General features: G+C 63.5%; 12 protein-coding genes. 3 read left to right on the forward strand and 9 right to left on the reverse strand.

The features are described from left to right. Positions 1–34: 34 nt before the first annotated feature. Together ACTUWL_RS01230 and ACTUWL_RS01235 are read right to left on the reverse strand one after the other, a co-directional pair. Positions 35–544: a hypothetical protein gene (locus ACTUWL_RS01230; protein ID WP_021080120.1), complete on the reverse strand. Its 510-nt coding sequence runs from the start codon at positions 542–544 to the stop codon at positions 35–37. Between the two features lie 22 nt (positions 545–566). Next, on the reverse strand, positions 567–1,391 hold the full coding sequence (locus ACTUWL_RS01235; protein ID WP_021080121.1) for an alpha/beta fold hydrolase: 825 nt from the start codon (positions 1,389–1,391) through the stop codon (positions 567–569). Between the two features lie 200 nt (positions 1,392–1,591). Between ACTUWL_RS01235 and ACTUWL_RS01240 the strand changes: the two genes are divergently transcribed. Then, a complete protein-coding gene (locus tag ACTUWL_RS01240) occupies positions 1,592–2,023 on the forward strand; it encodes a hypothetical protein (protein WP_021080122.1) in 432 nt (143 codons plus the stop codon). 77 nt (positions 2,024–2,100) lie between these two features. Further along, a complete protein-coding gene (locus tag ACTUWL_RS01245; protein ID WP_021080123.1) occupies positions 2,101–4,965 on the forward strand; it encodes an ATP-binding protein in 2,865 nt (954 codons plus the stop codon). A 46-nt stretch (positions 4,966–5,011) separates the two neighbouring features. On the opposite strand, the gene ACTUWL_RS01250 is transcribed toward ACTUWL_RS01245, so the two are convergent. From ACTUWL_RS01250 to ACTUWL_RS01275, 6 genes are all read right to left on the reverse strand, one after another. Next, positions 5,012–5,509 (reverse strand): NADPH2:quinone reductase, encoded by a 498-nt coding sequence (locus ACTUWL_RS01250; protein ID WP_021080124.1) that lies wholly within the window; start codon positions 5,507–5,509, stop codon positions 5,012–5,014. Between the two features lie 212 nt (positions 5,510–5,721). Then, positions 5,722–7,017 (reverse strand): CaiB/BaiF CoA transferase family protein, encoded by a 1,296-nt coding sequence (locus ACTUWL_RS01255; protein ID WP_021080125.1) that lies wholly within the window; start codon positions 7,015–7,017, stop codon positions 5,722–5,724. 54 nt (positions 7,018–7,071) lie between these two features. Further along, positions 7,072–8,295, reverse strand: coding sequence for an ABC transporter substrate-binding protein (locus tag ACTUWL_RS01260; protein ID WP_021080126.1), 1,224 nt, complete (start codon positions 8,293–8,295; stop codon positions 7,072–7,074). A 29-nt stretch (positions 8,296–8,324) separates the two neighbouring features. After that, positions 8,325–9,290: a PDR/VanB family oxidoreductase gene (locus tag ACTUWL_RS01265; protein WP_021080127.1), complete on the reverse strand. Its 966-nt coding sequence runs from the start codon at positions 9,288–9,290 to the stop codon at positions 8,325–8,327. Further along, entirely contained in the window at positions 9,287–10,606 is a 1,320-nt protein-coding gene (locus ACTUWL_RS01270; protein WP_021080128.1) for a Rieske 2Fe-2S domain-containing protein, read from the reverse strand. The genes ACTUWL_RS01265 and ACTUWL_RS01270 overlap by 4 nt, the downstream gene beginning before the upstream one ends. A 12-nt stretch (positions 10,607–10,618) precedes the next feature. Then, entirely contained in the window at positions 10,619–10,942 is a 324-nt protein-coding gene (locus tag ACTUWL_RS01275; protein WP_021080129.1) for a hypothetical protein, read from the reverse strand. A gap of 196 nt (positions 10,943–11,138) precedes the next feature. Between ACTUWL_RS01275 and ACTUWL_RS01280 the strand changes: the two genes are divergently transcribed. Further along, positions 11,139–11,633, forward strand: a complete 495-nt coding sequence (locus tag ACTUWL_RS01280; RefSeq protein ID WP_021080130.1) for a MarR family winged helix-turn-helix transcriptional regulator — start codon at positions 11,139–11,141, stop codon at positions 11,631–11,633. 6 nt (positions 11,634–11,639) lie between these two features. Here the strand turns inward: ACTUWL_RS01280 and ACTUWL_RS01285 are convergent, their stop codons facing one another. Beyond that, on the reverse strand, positions 11,640–12,833 hold the full coding sequence (locus tag ACTUWL_RS01285) for a CaiB/BaiF CoA transferase family protein (protein WP_021080131.1): 1,194 nt from the start codon (positions 12,831–12,833) through the stop codon (positions 11,640–11,642). Positions 12,834–12,840: the final 7 nt, after the last annotated feature.

Genomic DNA, 12,840 nt, shown 5'->3' on the forward strand with positions numbered 1-12,840 from the left:
AAGGTTTGGTTGGGGCTCGCCGCCTCGCTGACGCTCAGGTCAGCGAGGCGATGGTCGCGCCAGATGATGGGAAGCGTCGCCAGGCGAGGAAGCCGAGAACGCCGAAGAGGACGAGCCCGGCGACTTGCGCGACCGCGAAAGGCGGTTCGCTTTGCGTTGGTGCCAAAGCATGCAAGATCGTGATCTTTTGGAACGACTGCGCGATTGCCACGAAGACGTTGAGATAGAGCGCGGCAACGGCGCAAATCACATAAACCGAACACCACGCGCCGCGGAGCGCAAACAGATAGAGGCCAGCGCCCGCGGCAATGAGCAGGCAAAGCAAGATCGCCCCCACGATCCGTGGCGGATCCAGACCGAACGGCGCCAGCGGAAATCCGGTCACGCCCGTCAACAAGGTCGTCGCCAGGAAGATTGCGGTCCAGCCCCCGAGATAGCGGCCACCGATCATTCCAAGCACCGTCACAAGGCCGGTCAGAATGCCGATCAAGCTCAGCGCGACGTGGATTTGGAGGAAGATAGACGTCGGAATGCCCCAGGTCACTTCGAAACTCCCGGGTTTTCGATCAGGCTTTGAAGAATGCGAGCATGTCGGCGTTGATGGTCGCCGCCTCGGTCGTCGGCATGCCGTGCGGGAAGCCCGCGTATGTCTTCAACGTTCCGTTCTTGAGAAGCCTGGCCGAGAGCGGCCCCGAGCCCGCGTAAGGCACGATCTGGTCGTCGTCGCCGTGCATGACGAGCACAGGGACGTTGATCTTCTTGAGATCCTCGGTGAAGTCCGTTTGCGAGAACGCGACGATGCCATCGTAGTGAGCTTTCGCGCCTCCCATCATGCCTTGACGCCACCAGTTCTGGATAACGGCCTCTGAAGGCCTGGCGCCGGACCGGTTGTAGCCGTAGAACGGTCCCGCCGCGACGTCGCGGTAGAACTGCGAGCGATTGGCGGCGACCTGCGCCTGGAAGTTGTCGAAAACCTCTTTCGGGAGGCCGCCCGGATTTTCCTGCGTCTTCACCATCAGCGGCGGGACGGCCGCGATCATGACCGCCTTGGCAGCCCTGCTCTCGCCATGACGAGCCAGGTAACGCACGACCTCTCCACCGCCGGTGGAGTGCCCGACATGGATGGCGTTCTTCAGATCCAGATGCGACGTCAATGCAGCGAGATCATCCGCATAGTGATCCATGTCGTGACCGTCAGCGACCTGGGTCGACCGGCCGTGACCACGGCGATCATGGGCGATGACGCGATAGCCGTGGCTGAGGAAGAACAGCATCTGGGCGTCCCAGTCGTCCGACGACAGCGGCCAGCCGTGGCTGAATACGATTGGTTGCCCCGAACCCCAGTCCTTGTAAAAGATTTCGACCTGATCGTTGGTCTTGATGGTCGGCATCGTCGGTCCCCAATCCGCCCTTGACGGTCTCGACGATCGTTAGTCGTGGCGCGCCCACGTGGCGAATAAATCGTTCCAAAAACCCCCTCGCGACGTTTGGCCGAAGCCACATCATCCTTTCGTCTAGTTTTTGGAAATTTTTATTTGGCCGCGATGATCCGTCGCGGGAGACTTGGTCGTCTCAAACGTGTGCGGAAGCGATGAACGGCAATCTGGCTCAGTTCGGTGAGGATCTGCGCCTGCACTTGCTTCGCTTGCAGGCAAGCCTCAACAACATCAACCGGCTCTTCTCTGAAAGTAAGGCCGCCCACCACGTGGAATTTTCCGGCCGGCTAGACGAGCTACGCGCGACGGCGAAGGATTCGGCGGAGCGAACGAATATCCTTCGAGAAGCTCTCGCCGGCGGCCTCGATCGAGAGATGGCGCTCTCATCCGAGACGGTGTCGAGGTGGGTGAGCAAGCGACAGACCTCACAGCTTCACGCTCGGGCGGATCTAATCGAACAACTGGCGGCGACGGCCGTCGAATTGGCAACCCTCTCGACGCTCGAAGCCGAGCGTATCGCCATGACGGCGATCCTGGCGCGCCGGCAGGCCGTAACCGTCCAGATCCAGGGCGACGGGGGGCGATAACGAGCCGATCCCGGACCATTGGACAGACTCCCTTCTGCAGCGTATGGGGGTACTCCATGCTACCGACGGCCTAAAGAATGCCTGCTGCCAAAGACCGCCCAGAACGTACGTTCCTCTTCGGGCCCTTCCGCCTGTCGACCTCCACACGTGTACTCCACGAGGGCGAGCGCGTCGTCCGATTGGGCGGCAAGGCGATCGAAATCCTGATCGCGCTCGTCGAGCGTGCGGGCGAGCTGGTAAGCAAGAACGATCTCATTGCCATCGCCTGGCCCGATACTTTTGTAGTCGAGGCGAATCTGACGGTGCAGGTCGCCGCCCTGCGCCGCGCGCTGGGCGAAGACGACACGGCGAACCAGTACATCGTGAACAGCCCGGGAAAGGGCTATCGCTTCGTGGCGCCTATCAAGTTGGTCGAGACGGACACTCCCATCGCGAGCTCACCGATCAATCGCCCGACGCACAACCTCCCGGCGCAGCTGATCCGCCTCGTCGGACGAGCGGATGCACTGGAATCGATGCAGCGCAAGCTGGAAGGCAATCGCCTCCTGAGCATTGTTGGCCCGCCCGGAATCGGCAAGACTTCGGTTGCACTGCGGCTGGCCGAAACGCTCCTGACTGAGTTCAGCCACGGGGTCTGGCTTGTTGATCTGAGCTCCGTCGCCAGCCCTTCGTTGATTCCAAGCGCGCTTGCTTCCGCCCTTCCCGTGGATATCCGCTCCAGCGACACTCTGTCCGGTCTTGCCGCGGCCGTGCGCTACAAGAACCTGCTCCTGGTTTTCGACAATTGCGAGCATCTGATCGACGGCGTCGCGGCTGCGATCGGCGAACTGCTCCGCAGCGCGAGCGGGATCAAGATCCTCACGACGAGCCGCGAAACGCTGCGTATCGAGGGCGAGCAAGTCTACCGGCTCCCTTCCCTGGATGTGCCCCCTGCGACCAGATCACTCGGCCCGAACGAGGCGCTCAGCTATCCGGCGATCCAATTGTTCGTCGAGCGTGCAGCTGCCATCGTCAATGATTTCGAACTTACGGACACCAACGCAGTCTTCGCGGCACAGATCTGCCGCGAACTGGACGGAAACCCGCTGGCGATCGAGGTTGCCGCCGCGCGCGTAGATGCATTCGGCGTCCAGGGGCTGGCGGCGAGGATCGACGACCGCATGCATTTGCTCGGTGACACGCATCGGGGAACGTCCGAGCGGCACCGCACCATCGCGACGGCGCTCGAATGGAGTTATCAACTGCTCAGCGAAAGCGAGCGATACATCTTCCGATGCCTGGGAATTTTCGCCGGCAGCTTCACGCTTGAGGCCGCAGTAAGCATCATTCCCGCAACAAGCGATGCGGATACGGCATCCATTCTGGCCGATCTGGTCTGCAAATCGCTTGTCTCTGTCGACATCGGCTCTTCCATTGCCAGATTTCGATTGTTGGAAATTACGAAGGCGTTCGCGCTCGCCAAACTGATCGATCAATCGGAGCGAGGCACGCTCGCAACGCGGCTGGCGTCCTGCGTGACGGAAATGCTTCGAAAGTGCGCCTTGGGACCACACCAGGTGCAAACCGCTCGGGACGCGGTGCACGAACTCGACAACGTTCGTGGCATTCTGAGCTGGGCTTTCTCGCCCAATGGCGATAGACGATTGGGCGTCGCGCTTGCTGCCGCAGCCGTGCCGGTGTGGCTGGAAAACTCGCTTCTTACGGAGTGTGTCGCCTGGACGACCAACGCAATCGACACGCTCGAACCGGGCGTCGATGCCGAGCGGGACGAGATGTTGTTAAAGGCTGCCTTCGGTCTCGCCGTGATGTACACCGAAGGCATGACAGGCCAATCGCGTGATGCTCTGAACCGCGCGATCGACATCGCGAGAAGCCTGGGCGACGTGGCGTGGGAGCTCAGGGGCCGCCTTGGTCTCATCCTGTTCATGCATCGGCGTGGCGACCTCAAAGGCGCTCTGGAAGGAATGACGAGGATCGAGCGGCTCGTCGCCGACGTCAAAGAGCCGACGGCACTCGCGATGATGAAGAGCGTCAAGAGCGCATCGCTCTATTTTGGCGCTCAGTATCCGGACGCTATGAAGCTCGCACGCGAAGCCCATGTCTATTTCCAGACCCATACCGATGCTTCGCAGATCGCCCGTTGGGGCTTGAACCACTCGGTCTACGCGCAATGCGTGATAGCGGGCGTCCATTGGTGCGAGGGGCGGTTTGATCAGACTGTACGTGCCTGTGTGGCCGCGCATGAAGACGCGGAGGAAACCGGAAATCCGGCATCGATCTGCCAGGCTCTCAGCTGGTGTGGCTGCAACCTTTTCCTCAGACTGGAGGAGCTACAGCTTGCCGAGATCGCAATTCATAGAATGAAGCAGGTCGCGCAGGACAACGACATCCAAAGCTACCTGCTTTCGGCCATTGGGTTTGAGGGCAGGCTGCTGTTTCTTAAGGGAGAATTCCGCTTGGCGGAGCGACAATTGCGAGAGGCGGTGTCGAAGTTGGGCGACGTACGCTATGGAAATGTTGCAGTCCCGTTCCTCGGGCGCCTGGCGGAAGTTCTCGCGGCTGACGACCGTCCAGAAGAAGCGGTTCTGGTGTCGGCGGAATCGCTCGATAGAATAAGGGCGACCGAAGCGCTCTGGCAGCTACCTGATGCACTTCGCATCCACGGCACGACTTTGCTCTCGCTCGAGGGAATCAAATCAGAAGCGGCGGAACGCCACTTTCGCGAAGCGATCGCTATCTCGCAATATCAGGGAGCTCTCGGCCACGAGCTCAAAGCGACGGAGAGTTTGGCCGAAATGCTTCGCCATCAAGGCAGGATCGGCGAAGCCTCGGCAAGGCTCGATGATGCCCTCGGGAAATTCGCCGAGGGATTTGGTACCACGCCGTACCGACGGGCCAAAGCCTTGCTCGACGAAATGGGTGGCAGCGGCGCGCACGGTTAGGCCGACAACGGGCCGATGCCAGATTGATCGTCGGCCGCACGCTTTCTCATCGATCGATTGTCACTTCCTTCGGCGAATCGCGCGGTCGAATACAATCTTCACCGACCGCAGGCGCATCCACATACGGAAAGCGCAGCGCTCCTGAAGCACAGTCCGGAGTCGACACCACGACTTGCCGCAATCCGTTGCGGAACTGGCCGACCTCATGGTGATAGGAGGCGAGCGCGATCGCACGCAATGCCTCCTGCCGAACGCCATGCTCGTGCATGTAGCGCTGCACCCGCATCGCAAACCGCTGCGGCGGCGCCAGCACACCGTAAGGCATCAAATAGGATCGTTCGCCCGAAACGGTGTGGATGCCAGCCGCCTGCCCGAACCGCCCATACTGGCCCTGCGCCAGCGAGCGGAACACCACGACACAATCCGCCAGGCCCACGACGATCGAGGCCGCCGCGTGGGCAACCGCCGCGCAGCATCCACCGCCGCCGCCACCCCATTGCATCGTCGCCGTGCGCAATTGGCGCGTGCCCAGCGCCGCGGCCAACCGCGACGCCTCGCTGCGATCGTCGCTGTAGGAGGAGAACCCGTCGATCTCGCGGGGATCGAGCCCGGCATCCGCGCACGCCGCCAGAATGGTTTTCAGCGCCAGCTTGAACTCCGGATCGGGAGACGCGCCATGGCGATAATAGTCGGTCTCGCCGATCCCGATGACCGCGACCCGGCCCCGCAGCGTCCGCTCGCGTCACGCGCGCACCGTCACGGTTTGGTATCCTCCTTGACCGCCTCTCGCGATGGCTGGCTGCCGAAAGCACCGCCCGCCGCCAGCTGCGCAATGCGCGCGTCGTCATAGCCGAGCAGCTCACGCAGCACGTCTTCGGTATGCTGGCCGACGGCCGGCGCCGCGACGGGATCGACGATCGGCGTCCGCGAATAGCGGATCGGCAGGTTGACATTCGGCACCCAGCCCACCGTCTCGTGCGGGATCCTTGTGACGATCCCGCGCTCCCTTGCCTCCGGCGAGCGGATCGCCTCGGTGACGCTCCGCACCTGGCCGCAGGGCACGCCAGCCGCCCGCATCCGCGCCTGCCAGTGCGACCAGGGCTGCCGGGCGAAGGCATCGCCGAGAATTGCGAACAGTTCCTCGCGCCGGCGGATTCGATCGGGGCCGGTTGCGTAGATCTCAGCCGCCGCAAGATCTTCACGCTCGAGCACCTGCGCCATCAGGCGATGAAAGATCTTGTCATTGCCGCAGTTGATATAGAACGAACAATCGCTCGCCAGGAACACGCCAGACGGACAGGTGTCCGGGCTGGTGTTGCCGCTTCGCCTTGGATCCGCATTATTGAACAGCGACTGCATCGTCGCGTAGCCGGTCATCAGGACGGCATTCTCGAACAGCGACACCTCGATGGCTTGGCCCTGCCCGCTGCGCTCGCGCGCGAACAACGCGCCGAGGATCGCATTGCTGGCCATCATCGCGGTGCTGATGTCCATCACCGGCGATAGGGCCCGCACACCCTCCCGGTCGGCATAGCCGTTCATTGACACGAAGCCGCTCTCGACCTGCGCAATCGGATCGAAGCCGAGCCGGTCGGAGAACGCCCCGTCACGGCCATAGGCGGACACCGAGCAGTAGATGATCTCGGGTTTGATCTGGCGGCAACTCTCGTAGTCGAGCCCGAGCCGCGCCATCACGCTCGCCGAAAAATTCTCGACCAGGACATCCGCCGTCGCGATCAGCTCACGGGCAACCTCCAGACCTTCCGGGGACTTGAGATCGAGGGCAACACTGCGCTTGTTACGGTTGGTCCAGAGGAACGGCGCACCGTGCCTGAGATCGGGATGCAGCGGAGGATACCGGCGCAGATCGTCGCCCCGGCCAGGCGCCTCGACCTTGATCACCTCAGCGCCCATGTCGGCCAGGATCATGGTTGCGAACGGACCCGCGATGAAGTGCGAAAAATCGATCACCCGGATTCCCTCAAGCGCCCTCGGCGCGCCGGCCGGACGAGGCGTGTGCTCGGGAAATTCGGCTTCCAGCTGATCCAGCATGTGAGACATCCGTACGTCTTGAGAAAGGTTGATCGGCGTTCGCGGCCGTCGTCGTCAATTGCTCTTCGGTGGCTCGACGAGGGAGCAACCGCCCTGGTCGAGCGGCCGAAACGCCTCCGGGCCCGCGAGCACGCCGACCTGCTCGAGCAGATCCCATTTGCTCTTCGACGCATTCGGGCTCTTCGCCTTGAAGATGTACATGTTGTGGATGGCGCGGCCGTCCGCGCGCACCACGACCGGCCCGAACAAGGCGTCATCGATCGGGTTCTCCTTCAGCTTGCGGATCACCGCCTGCGCATCATTGGTTCCGACGGCCTGCGCCGCATTCAGATAGGCCAGCACCGAGGAATAGACGCCGGCATGAAATGCTGTCGGCGACTGCCCGTGCTGCCGCTCGCTAAACCTGGCCGACCAGGCGCGGCTGGCATCGTTGAGATCCCAATAGAACGGCTGGGTGATGATCAGCCCCTCCCCGACCGCGAGCCCGCTGGACTCGACATCGTTGGTGGTGGTCAGCAGCGCCGCGAAGATCCGCCCGCTCTGCTTCAGCCCGAACTCTGCGGATTGCTTGATCAGGCTGACGGTGTCGCCGCCCGCAGTGGCGAACGCGATCACGTCGGCGCCGGAACCGTCGGCCTGCAGGATGAACGACGCATAGTCCGCGTTGTTGATCGGCACATTGACCGATCCGAGAACGCTGCCGCCGCCGGCGCCGATCACCGCCGTCCCGTCGCGCACCATCGATTTGCCGAGCGCATTGTCGGTGGCGATGAAATACCATTTCGTGCCGCCGTGCCGTACCAGATAGGCGCCGATCGTGTGCGAGGCCGCCCAGGTATCGAAGGTCCACTGGATCGTGTTCGGCGAGCAGTATTTGCCGGTCAGGTCGGAGGAAGCCGCGCTCGATGCGATCAGCGCCGCCTTGGTGCCGCGCACGACCTCGTTGACGGCGAGCCCGACGGCCGAGTTCGGCACGTCGGCGACCGCATCGACCTTCTCCTGACCGATCCAGCGCCGCGCGATCGCGGCGCCGACGTCTGCCTTGTTCTGGTGGTCGGCCGATACGATCTCGACCCTGAAGTCCGGGTGCAGCCGCATGAAATCCTCGGCCGCCATCTTGGCCGCCGTCACAGACCCCTCACCGGCATTGTCCGAATAAGGGCCGGACGCGTCGTTGAGTACGCCGATCTTCAGAGAGCGCGCGGCGTCCGCCGATGCCGGAGAGGCCGCGCAGGCGGCCAGCAGCGACAACGCGAGAATGCGAGAGAGATAGTTCACTTGTTTCCACCCATCCTGTGTTGTTGTTTTCAGAGATCGAGCACCAGCGTGCGGGACTTCGCGCCCGAGCAGCAGATCATCACGCTCTTGTTTGCCGCCTGCTCCTCTTGGCTGAGAAACTGATCGCGATGGTCGGGTAAGCCGTCGAGCACGCGCGTCTCGCAGGTGCCGCAGACGCCTTCGGTGCAGGCGTAGTTCGCGGCAATGCCGGCATCCAGCAACGCGTCGAGTATGGTCTTTCCGGCCTCGACCGCAACGGTCCGATTGCTTCGCGCGAGCCTGACCTCGAAGCCGCCTTCAGTTGCCGGCGCTTCCCGCGCCTTGAAATATTCGACATGCACATGATCGGCCAGGCGACCGGCCGTCGCCGCCTCGAATGCCGCGAGCATCGGCACCGGTCCGCAGCAGTAGAGATGCGTGTGCGCCAGTGCGCTCCCGACGATTGCCGGGAGATCGAACACGCGTCCCGCTCGCTCGTCGTCGAAATCGAGATGTACCCTCGATCGATACGCGCCGAGCTCGTCGAGAAATGCGGCCGCGGCACGCGTCCTCGCGGCGTAGAACAGCTCCCAGCGGCGCCCAAGCGCTTCCAGGCGCCGGATCATTGACAGCAGCGGCGTGATGCCGATCCCGCCAGCGATCAGGACCGAGTGCTCGGCCTCTTCATGAAGCGCGAAGTTATTGCGCGGCATGGAGATCGTCATGACGTCCCCCACCCTGATAGCGTCGTGAACAAGGCTCGAGCCGCCACGGCTCTCGGCATCCCTGTGCACCGCGATGACATAGCGATGCCGCTCGCGCTGATCGTTGATCAGCGAGTAGCTGCGGATCATGCCGTTCGGCAGATGCAGGTCGATATGGCTGCCGGCCGTGAACGGGGCAAGCTCGCTGCCGGCCCGTCCGATCAGTTCATAGGAATTGATCCGCTCGGCCTCGTAGCCGATGCGCTTGACCAGCACCTGCTGCGTGTCGGCCGTATGGCCGGATGCGCTCACAGCTCGTACCCGAAATCGGCGCCGAGCTTCGCCCGCATGAACGGCGCTCCGACATCGACCCAGGAATCCTCCGGCGGCAGCCGCAGCGACACCGCCCGCACCATGAACACGTCGGGGTCCGAGACTCCCTTTGGCTTGATCGCGTGATCGCGATAGGCACCGAGCGCCTCCAGAATGAAGCGCCGCGTCATCGCGATGCCGGTATCGCTGGAGCAGAGCGTCTCCTTGGTGCGGTCGAAGATCGGCGAGACGCCGCTCTGACAGGCGCCGTCCTGCACCCAGAGCCCCGGCAGGCCCGAGAACCAGGTGGTCCGCTGCGCCTCGTAGTCGAACTGGAAACCGTTCTGCGGATTGTATTTGGTCCAGTAGCCGGCATACGGCACCGTCACCGGATGCTGCACCAGCGCATGCCGGCTGGCGTGGCCGCTTTCGCGGCCCTTGTGCCCCTCCGCGAACACTTGCCGGGTTTTCTCCAGCAGCGGTTCCGACGGATGATAGGAGAACATGATGCAGAGCGTGTTCTCATCGTCGATCGGCACCCAGGCATGCCCGCTCAGGTCGGGGAACGGTGATAGTGGAGGCACCAGCGTATAGAACGGCAGCATGAACTGGTTGACCCGCCAGTACAGCGTGTTGGCGTCGTAGTTGCGCCGCGCGGCGATGCTCATGCCGAAGTCCTGCTTGATGCATTCGAAGGTCGGCCGCAGGTCGCGCTTCTGGATCCAGGCGTTGGTGGTGCCCTGCGCGTCGAGCCGCCCGTGCAGCAATGGCGCGTGCGCGGAGTCGATCTCGCCCTCGACCGCCTGCAACCAGTTGCACTCCTGCACGCGCACCGAGATGTGCACCTGCTCGGCCGGCACCAGATTCCATTCGAGGTTCGGCAAGGGCGGAAGCTCGACCTGGTCGGGCCCCATATAGGTCCAGATCATTCCGTTGCGCTCCTTGCAGGGATAGGCCTTGATCCGCACCCGCTCCTTGAGGCGGCTGCGTACCGGCTCCGCCGGCATGTCCGTCACCGCGCCGGTGACGTCGAACTTCCAGCCGTGATAGACGCAGCGCAGCCCGCAATCCTCGTTTCGTGCGAAGATCAGCGGCGCGCCGCGATGCGGACAGGCCTGGTCGACCAGCCCGACGCGACCTTCGGTGTCACGGAAAGCGACCAGATCCTCGCCGAGCAAACGGATGCGCCTGGGCTGTCCGTCCTTGGCGAGATCCGCCGACGGCAGGAACGGAATCCAGTACAGCCGAAACAGATCGCCGAGCGGCGTGCCTTTGCCGACCCTTACCAGGCGTTCATTGTCTTCGCGCGAGAGCATGGTTTGTCTCCTTCAATTGCGTGCTGTCGGGGCCGTTGCGCCGAGAAGTGCGGCGACGCGGTCGGACAACCCGAGATCCTGTGCGGTCCAAAGCGGATCGGATGCGGCGAGCGGCTGGCGTGGAACGGGAGGTTGCTTGCCCTCCTCCACCAGGCCCACGATCAGCTCGATGCGCCGCCGCTCGAGCGCCCTGAGGGCATCCTCGACGACGGCCGCCTCGGCCGTGCATCCCGGAAGCTCCGGATAGGCGAGACGAATCCGCCAATGTCCCGGTTCGGTCTCGCCCGCCTCGGCCTCGAGCAGATAGGGAATCGACAGCAGCTCGCGCAGCTCCAACGGCAACCTCCCTGAACGACGTCTTCGCGTCTATTTGATACGTATACGTACTACATGGCCGGATGGCTGACAAGGGCCGAAAACCATTGCGCCGCTCCGGGAACAGGCCCGGGTGCGATTGATCGCAGGGTTGAGGACGTCAGGCCAAGCTGCTAACGGCTAACGCGAATTCGTGAAATCGGGGTCGAACAACGGCATGGCAGCCGACAGGGCAAAGAAGACCAGCTCGGCCGCAGACGTTGCGCGCGACTGGCAACTCGAAGGCGGCGTCGGATTTCTGCTGCGGCTGCTGGAGGCCCGCTACGACGGACTCTATCAAAGCATGACGCGGCAGAGCGACATCACGCCGCGGCAGTTCGGCGTGCTGATGGCGCTGTATCAGTTGGGTCCGCTCACCCCCTCCGTATTGGCGGACCGGATCAGTTGCGACCGCAATACGCTGAGCGAAATGCTGAAGCGGATGGTGGCGCGCCGGCTGGTCGCGAAGAAGGACAATCCCGACGACCGCCGCTCGCTCCAGGTGCAGATCACCGCCAAGGGTGAGGAAGCGCTGCTGGCCGTGATCCCGGCCGCCGCCCAGCTGCAAGAGATCATGCTGGCTCCCTTGCGCAAGGAGGACCGCGCGCATTTCATGAAATGCCTGCTCGCGATCGCGAAGGCTCCGCCGCCGGACGCTCCGTCCGATCGTTGAGCCCGCTTAGGCCGCAGGCTTCCCAAACGTCCCCGCAGCGGCAAGTGTCGCGATGGCATCGGGCGACAGTCCCAGAATCTGCGACAGCACGTCATCGCGCTGTGCGCCGATGCCAGGCACGTGACTGCCGATCGGCGTATCGGCGCCCGACATCTGCCATGGCGCGCTGACGCCGACGAAGTCGCCGGCACCATCCGTGACCGTCCCGAATACGCCCCGTTGACGCAGATGGGGATCGGTCAGCGCCGCACCCGGCGCCCGATATTCGGCGCAAGGCACACCGGCGCGATCGAGCGCCGCGATGCATTCGGCGGCGGTGTGACGCTCCGTCCACTTCTCGATCACCTGCATCATGGCGGACCAATTGGCTCCGCGCGCCGGAATGCTCGCAAAACGCGGATCGTTCGCCAGCTCTTCCTGCCCGGTGACCTCGCAGAGCGCGGCAAAATTGCGCGGCGTCACCGGGGCGATCAGGATATCGCCATCGCGGGTGCGGACCGGCCCATAGGTCGGACGCGGCGCTCGGATCGGGAATTGCGCTTCCTGAAGCTCGTAGACAAGCAGGTTCAGCATGCAGTCCATCAAGGCCACATCGACGCGCTGCCCTTCGCCGGTGCGCACACGCTGGACCATCGCAGTCTGGATCGCGGAATAGCCGAAAATGCCGCCGAGGATATCGGCGACGAAGATCGCTCCCGCCGCGGGCCGCTCGCGGTCGCCGGCATAGCGCATCAGCGAGGTATCGAATCCACTCTCGGCATGCACGATCATCGCATAAGCCGCCCGCTCGGCAGCGGGACCTGACTGGCCATAGCCCGAGATCGAGCAATAGATCAGCCGCGGGTTGATCTCGCGTAACGCCTCATAGCCAAGGCCGAGCCGCTCCATGACACCAGGACGAAAATTCTCGACGAGAATGTCCGCCTCCGCGACCATGCGATGCACCAGCTTGATGGCGTCGGCGTTCTTCAGGTCCAGCGCCAGGCTGCGCTTGCCGGCATTGAGCTGGCCAAAATAGGTGCTGTGGCCGTCACGCAGCGGCGTCCGCAGTCGCATGTCGTCGCCCTCCGGCGGCTCGATCTTGATGACCTCCGCGCCGACGTCCGCCAGCAGCCGCGCGCAATACGGCCCCGCCACCATGATGGAAAAATCCAGCACACGCACCCCGGCGAGCGGCGCCCGGTCGCCATCCTTCTGCATCCGATCT

Source organism: Bradyrhizobium sp. WCU1 (assembly GCF_053474805.1).